General features: G+C 68.9%; 12 protein-coding genes. 7 read left to right on the forward strand and 5 right to left on the reverse strand.

Annotated features, from left to right (window positions below):
• Nucleotides 1-153 precede the first annotated feature (153 nt).
• A complete protein-coding gene (locus ABSH63_RS01230; RefSeq protein WP_352886638.1) occupies nt 154-1,467 on the forward strand; it encodes a YihY/virulence factor BrkB family protein in 1,314 nt (437 codons plus the stop codon).
• A 4-nt stretch (nt 1,468-1,471) separates the two neighbouring features.
• Here the strand turns inward: ABSH63_RS01230 and ABSH63_RS01235 are convergent, their stop codons facing one another.
• From ABSH63_RS01235 to minC, 4 genes are all read right to left on the reverse strand, one after another.
• Nucleotides 1,472-2,248 carry a ferredoxin--NADP reductase gene (locus ABSH63_RS01235; RefSeq protein ID WP_352886641.1) on the reverse strand — a complete coding sequence of 259 codons (777 nt, stop codon included), beginning with the start codon at nt 2,246-2,248 and terminating at the stop codon, nt 1,472-1,474.
• Nucleotides 2,249-2,350: 102 nt separating this feature from the next.
• The gene (gene minE, locus ABSH63_RS01240) at nt 2,351-2,608 is read right to left on the reverse strand and encodes a cell division topological specificity factor MinE (RefSeq protein ID WP_352886642.1); all 258 of its coding nucleotides are present in this window, start codon (nt 2,606-2,608) and stop codon (nt 2,351-2,353) included.
• 11 nt (nt 2,609-2,619) lie between these two features.
• The gene (gene minD / locus ABSH63_RS01245; RefSeq protein ID WP_352886643.1) at nt 2,620-3,429 is read right to left on the reverse strand and encodes a septum site-determining protein MinD; all 810 of its coding nucleotides are present in this window, start codon (nt 3,427-3,429) and stop codon (nt 2,620-2,622) included.
• A gap of 69 nt (nt 3,430-3,498) precedes the next feature.
• Nucleotides 3,499-4,185, reverse strand: a complete 687-nt coding sequence (gene minC, locus ABSH63_RS01250) for a septum site-determining protein MinC (RefSeq protein WP_352886644.1) — start codon at nt 4,183-4,185, stop codon at nt 3,499-3,501.
• A 138-nt stretch (nt 4,186-4,323) separates the two neighbouring features.
• On the opposite strand from minC, the gene ABSH63_RS01255 reads away from it, so the two are divergent.
• The 5 genes from ABSH63_RS01255 (at nt 4,324) to ABSH63_RS01275 (ending at nt 8,953) form a co-directional block, all read left to right on the forward strand.
• On the forward strand, nt 4,324-4,923 hold the full coding sequence (locus tag ABSH63_RS01255) for a 2-hydroxychromene-2-carboxylate isomerase (protein WP_352886645.1): 600 nt from the start codon (nt 4,324-4,326) through the stop codon (nt 4,921-4,923).
• Complete coding sequence (locus ABSH63_RS01260) at nt 4,923-5,648, forward strand: YceI family protein (RefSeq protein WP_352886646.1); 726 nt, start codon at nt 4,923-4,925, stop codon at nt 5,646-5,648. The genes ABSH63_RS01255 and ABSH63_RS01260 overlap by 1 nt, the downstream gene beginning before the upstream one ends.
• A gap of 67 nt (nt 5,649-5,715) precedes the next feature.
• Nucleotides 5,716-6,597: an alpha/beta fold hydrolase gene (locus ABSH63_RS01265; RefSeq protein ID WP_352886649.1), complete on the forward strand. Its 882-nt coding sequence runs from the start codon at nt 5,716-5,718 to the stop codon at nt 6,595-6,597.
• 137 nt (nt 6,598-6,734) lie between these two features.
• Complete coding sequence (locus tag ABSH63_RS01270) at nt 6,735-7,994, forward strand: GGDEF domain-containing protein (protein ID WP_352886651.1); 1,260 nt, start codon at nt 6,735-6,737, stop codon at nt 7,992-7,994.
• A gap of 71 nt (nt 7,995-8,065) precedes the next feature.
• A complete protein-coding gene (locus ABSH63_RS01275) occupies nt 8,066-8,953 on the forward strand; it encodes an alpha/beta fold hydrolase (protein ID WP_352886653.1) in 888 nt (295 codons plus the stop codon).
• Nucleotides 8,954-8,979: 26 nt separating this feature from the next.
• Here ABSH63_RS01275 and ABSH63_RS01280 read toward each other — a convergent pair whose 3' ends face one another.
• On the reverse strand, nt 8,980-11,682 hold the full coding sequence (locus tag ABSH63_RS01280; protein ID WP_352886655.1) for a CehA/McbA family metallohydrolase: 2,703 nt from the start codon (nt 11,680-11,682) through the stop codon (nt 8,980-8,982).
• 611 nt (nt 11,683-12,293) lie between these two features.
• Between ABSH63_RS01280 and ABSH63_RS01285 the strand changes: the two genes are divergently transcribed.
• A complete protein-coding gene (locus ABSH63_RS01285; protein ID WP_352886657.1) occupies nt 12,294-13,970 on the forward strand; it encodes a phosphoethanolamine transferase in 1,677 nt (558 codons plus the stop codon).
• Nucleotides 13,971-14,144 lie beyond the last annotated feature (174 nt).

Here is a 14,144-nt window from a genome sequence, read left to right on the forward strand (position 1 = left end):
CTCCACGAAAAAATACCCCGAATCACTTGGCTGAACGGCCGCAATGTTGCAATGCAACATTTGTTGCGGCGCATCATAGCCGGGGTCGCCACCCCTGTCAACCGGTCCCAGCGCACCCGGCCGCGCAAGACCGATCCGGTATCCTGCGGCGCCATGGACCGCTATCTGCAACGGCTGCGCGAGCTGCTCTGGGAACGGGAAGCCCCGACGCCCCCCTCACCGCGATGGATCACCCTGGGCCGCTACGCCTTCGTGCTCGCACGCGACCTGCTCGAAGGACAGCTCAGCATGCGCGCAATGAGCCTGGTCTATACGACCCTGCTGTCGATCGTGCCCCTGCTGGCGCTGGCATTCTCGGTACTCAAAGCGCTGGGGGTGCACAACTCGCTGGAGCCGGTACTGCTCGAATTGCTGCGGCCGCTGGGGCACCAGGCCGAGACCATCACCGCCAATGTCATCGGCTTCGTCGAAAACATTCGCGTCGGCGTGCTCGGCTCGCTCGGCGTGGCCTTGCTGTTCTACGCCGCGCTGTCGCTGATCCAGAAGGTGGAGGCGGCGTTCAACCACATCTGGCGCATCGAGCGCCCGCGGCCGCTGTCGCAACGGTTGGGCGAGTACTTCGCCGTGCTCACCGTCGGGCCGGTCGCGGTGTTCGCGGCTCTGGGCATCACCGCCGCCATCTTCAACAGCGCGGCGATGACGCGCATCGCCGATATCGAACCCTTCGGCCTGATGGTCTTCATCGCCGCGCGCTTGCTGCCGTACGCGCTGATCATCGGCGTCTTCACCTTCCTGTACGTATTCGTGCCGAACACGCGCGTGCGTCTGCGCGCGGCAGCACTCGGCGGCCTGCTCGCCGGCGTGCTGTGGCAGGCGGGCAGCACCGCGTTCGCGTCCTTCGTCTCACACTCGACCAACTACAACGCGATCTACTCCGGCTTCGCCATCGGCATCTTTCTCTTGATCTGGCTCTACCTCGGCTGGCTGATCCTGTTGATCGGCTGCCAGCTCGCCTTCTACATCCAGCATCCGGAGCACCTCAAACCGCGGCGCACGCCGGCGAGCCTGTCGGGACGCGCCGCCGAGTATCTCGCGCTGACGATCATGGGGCTGGCCGGGCGCCGCTTCATGGACGGCAAACCCGGCTACACGCAGGAGGAACTGGCGCTGGCGCTGCGCGCCGAACCCGACCACGTCGCGCGCGTCGTCGAAGTACTGCTGTTCCATGGGCTCTTGATCGAGACCGGCAGCGACCGCACCCGGCTCGTACCAGGTCAGGACTTGGACTCGATCGAACTGGCGAGGCTGTGGCGGTTGGCACGCGCCGGCTCAACGACGATGCCGCCGGCCGGTGACGAGCTCTCGCGCGAAGTCACGGCGCTGCTCGGCGATGCCGAGCACTGCTTCGAACAGCGCACCGGCACCCTGACGCTGCGCCGCTGGCTGGCGCGCCACGACCAAGATTGACCGGCTACTTCTCGACGAAAGCGCGCTCGATCACGTAATCGCCGGGCGTGCCGATGTGCGGCGAGATCGTAAAACCGCGCGCGTCGAGGATCGCGCTGGTGTCCTTTAGCATGGCCGGGCTGCCGCACAGCATCACCCGATCGGTCTCGGGGTTGAGCGGGGGCAGACCGATGTCTGCCGCGAGCCGGCCGCTCTCGATCAGCTCGGTCAGACGCCCCTGATGCACGAAGGGCTCGCGCGTCACCGTCGGGTAATAAATCAGCTGCGCACGCACCTGCTCGCCGAGGAACTCGTGCTGTGGCAGCTCGTTGCGGATGTAGTCGTGATAGGCGAGATCACTCACCCGGCGCACGCCGTGGACCAGCACCACTTTTTCGAAGCGCTCGTAGGCTTCCGGATCGCGGATCAGGCTCAGGAACGGCGCAAGACCGGTGCCGGTGGCGAGCAGATACAGATGCCGGCCGGGCTTGAGATCGTCGAGCACCAGCGTGCCGGTCGGCTTGCGGCTGACCAGGATCCGATCGCCGCTCTTGAGATGCTGCAGGCGCGAGGTCAGCGGCCCGTTCGGCACCTTGATGCTGAGGAACTCCAGCGTCTCCTCGTGATTCGGGCTGGCGATGCTGTAGGCACGTAAGAGCGGACGCCCCTCGACCGGGATGCCGACCATGACGAAATGCCCGTTACGAAAACGCAGCGCGCTGTCGCGTGTCGTGGTGAAGCTGAACAGCGACTCGTTCCAGTGACGGACGTTGAGGACGGTTTCGTTGGCGAAGGCAACCATGCGGCAGTCCGAGCAGGTGGGTGTCGGGCGCGCACCATACGCAGCGTCGTCGACGGCGTCAGCCCCCTCGCCGCGTTCGTTCTAACGACATTCCGCGGCGGATCAGCGCGCTTCCGGCAAGGTGATGTTCATCTCCAGCACTTCGAGCCCCGCCTCGCGCTGAACGTGGACGTTGACCGCGGAGTCCGGCACCTGCACGTATTTTCGCACCACGGCCAGGATGTCCTCGCGCAGCTTCGGCAGATACGCCGGTGCGTTCGCGCGGCCGTCACGCTGGTGGGCGACGACGACCTTGAGGCGCTCCTTGGCCAGCGCCGCCGTGTTCTTGGGTTCCGATCGAAACAACCTGAGCCAGTCCATGGGCATCCTCCTCACGTCCCGAACAGGCGGCCGAGCAGCCCCTTCTTCTCGGCCGTGAGGAAACGATGCGGCCGCTGTTCACCGAGGAAACGAGCGACCAGATCGTCGTAAGCCTGTCCGGCGTCGGAGTTCTTGTCGGCGATCACCGGCGTGCCGGCATTGGACGAGGTCAGCACCGCCTGCGATTCGGGCACCACGCCGAGCAGCGGGATCGCCAGAATTTCCTTGACGTCGTCGACCGAGAGCATTTCGCCCTTGGCGACGCGCACCGGGTTGTAGCGTGTCAGCACCAGATGCTCCTTGACGCGGCCCTCGCCGCGCTCTGCCTTGCGCGTCTTGCTCGCGAGCAAGCCGAGCACCCGATCCGAGTCGCGCACCGACGAGACCTCCGGGTTGGTCACGACCAGCGCCTCGTCGGCGTAGTACATCGCCAGATGCGCCCCTTTCTCGATGCCGGCCGGGGAATCGCAGACGATGTATTCGAACTCCTTGGCGAGGTCATCGAGCACGCGGCCCACGCCTTCGGCCGTGAGCGCGTCCTTGTCGCGCGTCTGACTGGCGGCGAGGATGTAGAGGTTGTCGTGCTGCTTGTCCTTGATCAGCGCCTGGCGCAGCGTCGCCTCGCCCTGGATGACGTTGACGAAATCGAACACGACACGGCGCTCGCAGCCCATGATCAGATCCAGATTGCGCAGGCCGACGTCGAAGTCGATCACCGCGGTTTTGTGGCCGCGCATGGCCAGGCCGGTGGCGAAGGATGCGCTGGTCGTGGTCTTGCCGACCCCGCCCTTGCCCGAGGTCACGACGACGATTTTTGCCAAGGCGTTCTCCTGTTCTTCCGTGCACACTCCCCGGGGACGCCGGGATCACCCCACCGCAGGCTGCGTCCCTCAGACGTCCAGCCGCTCGATACGCAGTTTGCCGTCGGCGAGCCACACCTGCACCGCCTGCCGGCGCAGCTCGCCCTGCATCTGCTCGGCCACCGCGTAGACACCGGCCACCGCGACCAGTTCGGCCTCGAAGCGCCGGCAGAAGATGCGCGCGAGGGCATCGCCGCGCGCACCGGCGATCGCGCGCCCGCGTAAGGTGCCATAGACGTGCACGCAGCCGTCGGCGGCGATCTCGGCGCCGGCGCTGACCGTATTGAGCACGACCAGATCGCCGTCCGCCGCGTAAATCTGCTGCCCCGAGCGCACCGGATCGGTGACGATGCGCGCCGGACACCGCGCCGGAGCCGGCGATTGCGCGGGCTCGACGCTGGACGCGGCGGTGCGCGCGCGCTGCGCCCCGTCGGCCGGCAGCACCGCCAGTCCGTAGGACAGCGCGGCCGTGGCGAGCGGCCCCTCGGCCACACCGAGCGGCTGCATGCCCACTTCACGCATCGCCGCGAGCACCGCGTCCAGATCCACCGCCGTGTCGGCTTCGAGCATCACTGGCATGCCCTTGACGGCTTGCGGCAGTTGGCGGGCGAAGGCCTGGAGTTGGGCGGTGATGGCGGCAGGGTCGGGGTCGAGGATGCGCGCCCGCGTCAGCGACAGCATGCGACCCTTGAATTCCAGCGCTTTTTTCGGCGTCATGTCGGCAAACCGGTTGGCGCATTCTAGCAACGGCTCGCGATCGCCGCGACGCGCACGCCGAAAACCCGCTCGATCGCACGTCTTGTGCCGGCGAAAAGGCGCGTGCCAGACTGCGGGGCCCGGCCACCGGACCGTCCGATGAGCATCCCCACGATCGAGTTCTACTGGGACTCCGCCAGCCCTTACACCTATCTCGCCGCCACGCAGATCGAGGCCCTGGCGGCGCGGCACGGTGCCCGCGTGGTGTGGAAGCCCTTTTTGCTCGGCAAGGCCTTCGAGGCGACGGGCAACCGCATGCCGGCGGCGGTACCGGCCAAGGGTCGGTATCTATACAAGGACGTGGCCCTGTGGGCGCAGCACTACGGCGTGCCCTTCAAGTTTCCCAAGGTGTTTCCCGTGGCGAGCCTCGCATCGCTGCGCATCGCCTGCGCACTGGCGGAAGCCGACGTCGGCCGCTGGGCGCTGGCGGTGATGCAGGCGTACTGGAGCCAGGACCAGGACATCGGCCAGCCCGAGGTGCTCAAGGCGGTGGCGGGTTCGCTCGGCTGGGATGGCGAGGCGCTGCTCGCACAGGCCCAGACCCAGCCGGTCAAGGACCGGCTCAAGGCCAACACCGACGAGGCGGTGCGGCGCGGCGTCTTCGGCGCGCCCAGCTTCTTCGTCGGCGACACCCTGTTCTGGGGCAACGACCGCCTCGAACTGCTCGAAGGCGTGCTCAGCGGCCGGCTCGCCGCCTGATGGCACGCGCGGCGCTGCTCGCGGCACTGCTCTGGCTCGGTGCCTGCCAGACGCCGGTCCCGCGCGCGCCCGCGGCAGCGAACGGCGCGGCGCCCGCGCTCGATCTGCCCGCTCGCTACCGCGAGCGCCACGCCGCCGGCGCCACGGTGTATCGCGTCGATCCGGCGGCATCGGACGTGCGCATCTACGTGTTCCGCGGCGGCCGCGCGGCCGGGCTCGGCCACAACCACGTGCTGTCGGCGCCGACGTTCGACGGCTATGTCAGCCTCGACGGCGAGGCGGCGCACACCGCCCAGTTCGATTTGCGCTTCGCGTTCGAAGACCTGAGCATCGACGACCCGGCGCTGCGCGCAGCCACCGGCGGCAGCTTCGCCGGCGTACGCTCCGAGGCCGACATCGCCGGCACACGTCGCAACATGCTCGGCGAGCGCGTGCTCGACGTCGCGCGGCATCCGGACCTGCGCGTGCATTCGCTCGCGGTCGAGGGCGACTGGCCGATGCTGGTCGCGCGCATCGCCGTGGACTGGCGCGGCAAGCGCCGCGAATACGACGTGCTGGTGCACGTCGAGCGCGATGGCGAGGCGCTGCGCGCCCGCGGCGAGTTGGTGCTGCGTCAGACCGACTTCGGGATCAGGCCGCTGGCCGTCCTCGGCGGCGTTATCGCCGTACAAGACGCGGTCGGCGTACGCTTCGATCTGCGCGCGGCGCGCTGGAGCGGCCCGTGACGGCGTCCGTGGCCTGCGCACCCGCGCGAATCGTCGTCGCACCGCGGTGCGGGATGCGCCGCGCGCCATGACGGTCCCGGCCGGCACGATCGCCAGCCGCTCCGAGTTCGTGCGCATCCGCGGCTTGCGCTACCACGTGCGCCGCTGGGGGCGGCCGGACGCGCCGATGGTGTTCCTCGGTCACGGCTGGCTCGACGTCTCCGCGACCTTCCAGTTCATGGTGCAGCCGCTGCTCGAACGCTGGCAGGTGCTGGCGCCGGACTGGCGCGGCTTCGGCCACACGCAGTGGCCGGCCGACGGCTACTGGTTTCCCGATTACGTCGCCGATCTCGACGCGCTGATCGCGCACTACGCGCCCGACACGCCGGTACAACTGGTCGGCCACAGCATGGGCGCGCAGATCATGAGCCTGTACGCCGGCCTGCGGCCCGAGCGCGTCGAACGCTACGTCTGTCTGGACGGACTGTTCCTGCCCGACATGGAGGCCGCGCGCGCACCCAAGGTGCTGCGCCGCTGGCTGGAGCTGTGGCCCGGCGACACGCGCGAGCGCTTCTATCCCTCGTTCGAGGCGCTGGCGCGTCGCGTGCGCGCCAAGCATCCGCGACTGTCACCGGAGCGAGCGCTGTTCATTGCGCGCTGCTGGGGCGCGGCCGACGGCTACGGCCGCATCCGCCTGCTCGCCGATCCCAAACACCACCTGCCGATGGCGACGCTGTACCGCGCCGCCGAATCCAAGGCGATCTGGCAACAGGTCACCGCGCGCACGCTGTTCGTCGATGCCGGCGATTCGATCTTCCCGCAGGCGATCGGTCTTGAGGAGATCGCCGCGCGCCGCGCCTGCTTCCGCGATCATTCCGTGGCGCGCATCGACGGCGCCGGCCACATGCTGCATTTCGACGCGCCCGAGGCCACCGGCCGAGCCATCGCCGCCTTCCTCGACGCGCCCTGATCCCCCCTTTTGCGGGGTATCGCACGGCAACGGCCGCGACTAGACTGTGTCGTGGGGGAGTCCATGTCGAGCGCACTGTGCGCTCTGTGCGCACCGCATCGATCCGAGCGCCCCCGCATGCTTTTGGGGAGGGGCCCATGTTCGACGACCGCCCAGCGACGGCGGATCCGATGGGTTTTTTCCTGCGGTTACGACACCGCGGGCTGGTGGTGGCCGCCTCCAAGCGCAGCCCGGTCGACGAACTGCCGCCGGCGACGGTGCAGACGCTGGAACGCATCGCCCGCTCCAGCGGCCCGCTGCTGCGCCTGCCGGCCGAGGTGGAGCCGCATTACCGCGAGCAGTGGCGCATCACCGCCAATCACATGCGCGTGCTGCTCGCTGTGCTGCCGGCTCTGGTCTTCGGGTTCCTCTTGCTGCTGCCGGCGAGCGTGCTGGACATGCCGGAGGCCGTCGTCGAACTGCTGCGCCTGCTATCGCTGTGCGTAATCATCCCCACCGCGCTGTGCGCGGCTGTGGTCACCTGGCTGTTGCCGCAGCACGCCGTATCCGGCGCCGTGATCGCCGCCGGTGGCCTGGTGCTGCTGCTGGCGTTCGAGATCTTGCGCGCGAAAAGCGCCGCGTTCGGCTACACCGTCGATCACGGACTCGCGCTCGCGATCCCGGTGGCGCTCGCGGTGCTCGGCGGCTTTCGCTTCGATCGCGTGCTGATGATCCACGCCGGCTATCTCGCAATCGTCGTCGGCGGCATCGAGCTCGGCTGGACGCCGCCGCTGACGACGATCGCCTGGGTCGCCGAAGGCGGCCTGCTGTTGGTCAGTGCGATGGCCGCGCTGTGGATGGAGACCACGCAGCGCAGGAGCTGGGCGGCGCGGCGCCTGCTGACGCTCCAGGTCCACCAGGACACGCTGACTAGCCTGCGCAACCGGCGTGCCTTCGAACTGCATTTCGAACTCGCCGCGGCGCAGGCCAGGCGCGACGGCTGTTCGATGCTGTTCGCGCTCGCCGACCTGGACCATTTCAAGCTCGTCAACGACCGCTACGGCCATGCCTACGGCGACGGCGCGCTCAGCGAAGTGGGCGTGGTGCTCGGCCAGTTCGGCCGGCGTCCGCTGGATCTGGTCGCGCGCCTGGGCGGCGAGGAGTTCGCGATTCTGCTTTACGACTGCGATCCGGCCGCCGCCGAGACACGCCTGCAGGCGCTGGTCGATCAGGTACGCGGGCTGGGCATCGACAACCACGACGCGCCGCTGCGCAAGCTCACGATCAGCGCCGGCGGCGTGATCTCGGACGGCCGCCACAGCCTGTCGCTGCTGTATCGCAGTGCGGACGCCCAGTTGTACAAGGTCAAGCGCGGCGGCCGCAACGGCGCACGGATCGGACCGGTGCTGGACGAGTAAAACGCGGTCGCGGTCGCGGATGCCGGCAGCGCATCTGCTAGATTCGCGGGTCTTTGACCACCGCCCTTGCAATGAACACGCCGCCCGCTGCCGATTTTCTGCAGGCCACGACCGCATGGCAGTCGAATGCCGGCGCCGGCCCGACGCTGCGCGGCCGTCGCCTCGACAACGGCCGCGCCCTGATCCACTTCCTGCACGGCAACGGCTTCTGCGGCGGCGTCTACTGGCCGTTCCTGCGCCATTTGACCGGCGACTACGACCTGTTCTGTCACGATCTGGAGGGCCATGGCGCCAGCGACGCGCCGGCGCGCTATTCCGGCACGGCGGCGATCATCAAGCGCGTGCCGCAAATCATCGACGAGCAGTGCGCGCAGGCGGCATGGATGATCGGCGTCGGTCACAGCTTCGGCGCGGCGGTCACGCTCGCCGTCGCCGCGCGGCGACCGGATCTGTTCCGCGTACTGGTGCTGCTAGATCCGATCCTGCTTCCGACGCCGTCCTGGCTCGGCGTCAAGCTCGCGAGCCGGCTCGGCCGCAACCCCATGGCCAACGCCGCGCGCCGGCGCCGCGAGCGCTGGGCCTCGCGCGACGAGGCGCTCGCGCGGCTGCGCGGCCGCGGCATCTACGCCGGCTGGTGTGAGGAAGCGCTGGCGAGCTTCGTCGATCACGCGACGCGCGACGACGGCGACGGCCGCGTGCTGTGCTGCCCGCGCGAGCTCGAAGCCGCGATCTTCGAGAATCCGGTCTACCCGTGGCGCCTGATCCGCCGCGTGCGGTGTCCGGTGCTGTTCCTGTACGGTGAATCGAGTTATCCGTTCCTGCCCCGGGCGGCGCGCCTCGCCGCGCGGCTGAACCGGAACCTCACCGTTTGCGCCGTGCCCGGCGGTCACTGTTTCATGCAGGAAGATCCCGAGCGGGCCGCAACGGCGTTACGCCGCTATCTCGCCGACCACGTCTGACCGCCTGCAGGCCTGCGGCCGGGACTTCACTCGCTCGGTTCGACATCAAGCACGTAGATCTGCTGCGTGCGATCGCGCTGCACGCGCTCGGCATGGCGCGTGGTCGCGAACGCGAGGAACGCGCCCGCCGGCACCGGCCAGGTGTTGACACCGCGACCGCCGTAGAGACGCACGTCGCGCCATGCGCCCTGCTCGAAGCGCGCGCTCATCACCCGCCAGCGCCAGTCGCTGCTGCGGCTGTCGAACCAGGCCAGGCGCGCCGCGCCATCCGCTGCGAGTCCGAGGCGCGGTGCGCGCGCGCTGCTCGCGGCAAACTCGTCGACCGCCTGCGGCGCCGCGAACGATGCCGCGCCGGCTGCTCGCACCGCTGCGAGCACGCGCAGGTTCGCGCCGGCGGCGGCGAGCGGCTTGCTGGTCCACACCGCGTGCGCGCGGCCGAGGCCATCGACGATGACATCGACATGCCGGTCGGCGGCATCGGCGGCACCCAGATACTCGATCGCACGGCCGGGGCTGTAGACGGCGATCTGCCAGTCGTCGGGGTCGGTGCCCTCGCCGCTGCCGGCCTGCCCGGTCCACAGCGGATCGATGTCGAAACGGTTGTCCTGCCAGGCGATCAGTGGCACATCGTCGGCGCCGATCGCAATCGCCGGCCGCACCGATGCCGGATAGCGCGCGCTGCGTGCATCGAGCCCGCTCGCGGCGACGATCTCCTTGCCGTCGCGGCTGAGGTTGATCGGGTCGGCGAGCCGGCCGTCGGCATCGAGGATCGTGTACCAGACATCGAAGGGCTCGCCGGCGCGGATCTGCTGCCAGACCACGTGTGCGCGGCCATCGGCGGCGAGGGCGACGTCCGGGTGCATCGCGCGACCATCGACGGCGCGCACGACGATCTCATCGCCGAAGTGCGCGCCGCCGTCGCGGCTGATGCGCGCGTGGATCGCCGCACGGCGCGGGATCTGGCCGGCACGCTCGTCCTGCCAGACGACGACGACGTGGTCGCCGGCGACGGCGATGCGCGGAAACCGCGCTGAGGTCGACGCGCTGAGTTCGAGCGGCGCACGCCAGCGGCCGTCGGCGGCGCGCGCGGCGTAGTGCACGCGCGTCGATACCGCGTCGTGCACCTCGGCGACGAGGTGCAGGCGACCACTGGCCGCGTCGTGCGCGGCGTCGACGAAGCCGGCGAACTCTCCGGGCGCGCCCAGCGCGTACTCGGCGCCGTCGTCGGTGCCGCGATCCGGCGGCGGCAGGTGTTGGCCCTGCGGCGTAACCGGCGCGGTCGACACGAAGATCGGCCCGCTCAGCGCCCGCACCTGCGCCAGCAGTTGCTGGAACAGGTTGTCCAGATCGTAGGGGCCGAGCACGGTGCCGAACAGCAGGCTCGACGGATCGGCCAGCCCGAGGCTACGCATCTCGGCGCGATACCAGCTCGGCGTGTCGCCAGCGACGATGTCGAGCACCAGCTCCTCGAAGCCGATCACCGACGTGGCGATCACCTCCGCCAGCGCACCGGCACTGCGCCCGGGTGCGGCATAGACCAGAACACGGTTGCCCAGACCCTGCTCGATCCGCACGCGCAGCTTGCCCGGCGTGCCCGCCGGCACGAACACCTCCTCACCGGCACGCACCTCAAAGACGCCGTCGCCGTCGAAGTCGGCGTCGATGCGCAGGCGCGGCGACAGCGCATCGCCAGAATGGACGCCGGTGCGCCCGGCGCGCAGCGCATCGATCAGCGCGCGGTCACTGAGCTCAGGCGTCAGCACCTCGGTCGTCGGACGGCCGGTGCCGCCGCCGAGCGGCCAGAGCTCCTTGAAGTGGTTGTCGCTCGCACCGGCGATGCCAAAGCGGAAACCCGCGTTCCAGCGGTTCTCGACGTAATCGATCTCGCCCTCGACGTACGAGGCGCGATTCCATATCTCGACGAGATCGACGCCGACCGCATCGGCGCGCGCATTGGGCACGCCGCCCTCGTCGACCGAGCCGTCGTCCGGATGCGCGGTGACCCAGGCCGCACCCTGGCTGTGCGCGAGCCAGATCGACTCCTGCACGACGCGGCTTTCCGGCTCGCCGTCGATGCGCGCGTTCTGGTCGATCATGTCGACGGCGCCGTGCACCGTCGCGTGCGGACTGCCGTTGGCCTCCTCGCCGGTGATCAGCAGCAGGCCCGACGACTCCCATTGCGGATCGTAGTGCTGGTCATGCGTGCGGTGATCGGTGATCGGCAGAAAATCGAGGCCCGCGGCCTCGGCCTGCGCGATGATGTCGGCGAGCGGCATGTTGCCCGGTGCCTGATCGTCGCCGAGCTGACGGCCAAGGCTGCCGTCGGACGAATGATCGGAATGCTGGTGCAGATCACCGCGGCGCCACTGCGCGCCGGACAGATCCTGCGGCGCCGGCACGAAGCGCGCGACGACCTCGATCGATCCGCCTGCCGGCAGCACGCATTCGACCGTGGCCTGACCCGCGCAGGCGCCGTCCCAGCGCTCGAAACGCCAGTCGCGCGCGGCGATCGCGAGCAGACGATCGCCGGCGGCGAGCGGCATCGTGCAATCGGCGAAACAGTCGAGGGTGCGCGGCGACGACACCATCTGGCCGCGGCCCTCGATCCGCACCCGACCTGCCTCCCCGACGCCGTCTCCCGGCACCGTCGAATCGCCACAGGCCGACAACGCGATGCCGCCGATGACGGCGACGACGATGCCGGCCTTCCGCCGCTGCGGACCCTGCATGCTGCTCTCCCCATTGTCGTGGCGCACGGCGCGGTGCCGCCGCCCCCTCGCCGCGGGATGCTACGAAAGCCGGGAAGCGCCGTACTGCGCAATCACGCCAAGGACCAAGCCCGACAGGCGCGCGGCGCGCAGGCTAGGCCGTGCCGGTTGCAGCGCCGTGACGCGCCAGTATCCGCAGCGCCACCGCCTCGGCCACTCTGATGCCGTCGACGCCTGCGCAGAGGATGCTGCCGGCATAACCCGCGCCCTCGCCCGCCGGATACAGGCCGCGCGTGTTCAGGCTCTGGGAGTCCTCGCCGCGGGAATCTTCAGCCGCTGGCTAATGGCCGGCGCGAGCGCGTCTTGCGCATGCTCGATCGGCGAGCTGAGTTCGGTGATACGGAGCATGAGGGTGCTGGAAGCCGGCAGCGTTCTGCGTGGATGCGCATGGTCCCACGGGCGAGCCCTGCTTCCCTCTCCCGCTCGCAGGAGACGGTGCCCGCAGGGCGGGAGACGGCGCCGGCGCAATCGCCGCGCGATGACTGCGTGGATGGCGGCGTCCGGGACGCGCGTGACGGCGCGGTAATGTCCGCGCAAATGGGCGTCAATGCGCCGAGTCTGAAGATGGCGCAATGCCCGACATCGCCCATCAGCGGCCGCATCACGGCGGCCTTGCACCTCTACGCTCGTTCCTCAAGCTGAGCGACACCGGTCTCGTATTCGCCACGAGCCTCTATCTCGCCGCGTCGCAGAACGATGCGCTGTGGCGTTTCGCCAGTACCCATGTCGACGGGCTGGGCAGCCCCACAGGGCTCTTGCTGGTCGCGACTCTGGCCGCGATTCTCCTCGCCGGCACCTTCACCGTCGCCGCCGCGCTCAGCCTGGGCCCGGCGCTGCGCATCGGACTGATCGCGATGACCTTGATCGCGGTGGTCTGCAACCACTTCATGCACCGGTATGGCGCGATCATCGACCAAGAGATGTGGGTCAATGTCATCCGCACCGACGCACGCGAGGCCGCCGAGCTGATCACCAGACCCTTGATCTGGCAGGTGGTGGTTTTCGGTGGCACCGCGGTGATCGTGATCGCACTCGTGCCCGTCACGCAGCGGCCGCTCAAGCAACAACTGCTGCAGCGCGGCGGCATCGCCCTGCTTCTGTGGGCGCTGGCGGCCGTGCTGCTCGGCAGCAACTACAAAGAGGCATCGCTGTGGGCGCGGGCGCATTCGCAGGTCCGCGAGCTCCCCAACCCCGTGTTCCCGATGGTGTCTGCATACAAGCTCGCGCGCGACCGTCTGATCACGTCGGCATCCGCCGCAGAGTTCCGCGAACTCGCCGTCCGTGTCGAACCCAGAGCGCCGAGCGGCCGCCGCCGTGTGGTGGTGATGGTCGTGGGCGAGACCGCGCGCGCCGACCATTTTTCACTCTACGGATATCCGCGCGATACCAATCCCGCGCTTTCGGCGATCCCGACGCTGCTGCGTTTTCGCGACGTCAGCGCCTGCGGCACGTCGACGGCGGTGTCGGTACCCTGCATGTTCGCGCGACAAGACCGCAGCGAGTTCGATTCCGACGAGGCGCGCAGGACCGAAAACCTGCTGGACGTGTTGCAGCGCGCGGACGTGCACGTGCAATGGCTGGACAATAACACCGGCTGTCAGGGCGTCTGTGATCGGGTCGCCTACGCGCACACTTCGCCAGCCGATACACCGGCCTTGTGCGATGACCGCGCATGCTTTGACGAAGCTCTGCTCCACGACCTGTCACGGCGCATGACCGATGCCGAAGGTGATCAGTTGATCGTGCTGCACCAGCTCGGCAGTCACGGTCCGAGTTACCACCGGCGCTATCCACGCGCCTACGCCCGGTTCACCCCGGAATGCACGACCGATGATGCTTATCGGTGTCCGCGCGAGATGCTGATCAACAGCTACGACAACACCATTGTCTACACGGACCATGTGCTCGCGAGACTGATCCAGCTTCTCGCCGCCGCGAGCACCGATGCCGACACGGCGATGCTGTATGTATCCGATCATGGCGAGAGCCTGGGCGAGAACGGCATCTACCTGCATGGACTGCCGTATGCCCTGGCACCGGCGGCGCAGACCCAGGTGCCGATGTTGATGTGGCTTTCCCCCGCATTCATCGCGTCCAGAGCGCTCTCAGTCGAGTGTCTGGAGCAGCAAACGCAAAGGCGTCTCAGCCACGACAACGTCTTCGATATCGTGCTCGGCCTGTTCGCGGTCGACACCGAGCTCTACAGACCGCAAGCCGACGTCATCGGTGCGTGTGGCGCCTCGGCTTAGCGACGCGAGCGATCCGCAACCGGGCATGCGTCGGCTCGGCGTCGGTGTGGTCGATGAGATCCCGGGCTCATCTTGCCTTCGGTCTGGTTACGGTCGGACGTCGCGAGCGCTCATCCGAGCGCGCTCGGCCTGATCCGAGCGCGGCCGTCCCCGGCCGACCCGAGCGCTCGGGCG

The sequence above is a fragment of the Sinimarinibacterium thermocellulolyticum genome (genome assembly GCF_040327995.1).
GTDB classification, from domain to species: Bacteria; Pseudomonadota; Gammaproteobacteria; order Nevskiales; family Nevskiaceae; genus Solimonas; species Solimonas thermocellulolyticum.

Excerpts from the sequence above, each read along its gene's own strand:
- ABSH63_RS01230 (WP_352886638.1), top strand. The coding sequence starts at position 154 with ATGGACCGCTATCTGCAACGGCTGCGCGAGCTGCTCTGGGAACGGGAA.
- ABSH63_RS01235 (WP_352886641.1), bottom strand. The coding sequence starts at position 2,248 with ATGGTTGCCTTCGCCAACGAAACCGTCCTCAACGTCCGTCACTGGAAC.
- minE (WP_352886642.1), bottom strand. The coding sequence starts at position 2,608 with ATGGACTGGCTCAGGTTGTTTCGATCGGAACCCAAGAACACGGCGGCG.
- minC (WP_352886644.1), bottom strand. The coding sequence starts at position 4,185 with ATGACGCCGAAAAAAGCGCTGGAATTCAAGGGTCGCATGCTGTCGCTG.
- ABSH63_RS01255 (WP_352886645.1), top strand. The coding sequence starts at position 4,324 with ATGAGCATCCCCACGATCGAGTTCTACTGGGACTCCGCCAGCCCTTAC.
- ABSH63_RS01260 (WP_352886646.1), top strand. The coding sequence starts at position 4,923 with ATGGCACGCGCGGCGCTGCTCGCGGCACTGCTCTGGCTCGGTGCCTGC.
- ABSH63_RS01265 (WP_352886649.1), top strand. The coding sequence starts at position 5,716 with ATGACGGTCCCGGCCGGCACGATCGCCAGCCGCTCCGAGTTCGTGCGC.
- ABSH63_RS01270 (WP_352886651.1), top strand. The coding sequence starts at position 6,735 with ATGTTCGACGACCGCCCAGCGACGGCGGATCCGATGGGTTTTTTCCTG.
- ABSH63_RS01275 (WP_352886653.1), top strand. The coding sequence starts at position 8,066 with ATGAACACGCCGCCCGCTGCCGATTTTCTGCAGGCCACGACCGCATGG.
- ABSH63_RS01280 (WP_352886655.1), bottom strand. The coding sequence starts at position 11,682 with ATGCAGGGTCCGCAGCGGCGGAAGGCCGGCATCGTCGTCGCCGTCATC.
- ABSH63_RS01285 (WP_352886657.1), top strand. The coding sequence starts at position 12,294 with ATGCCCGACATCGCCCATCAGCGGCCGCATCACGGCGGCCTTGCACCT.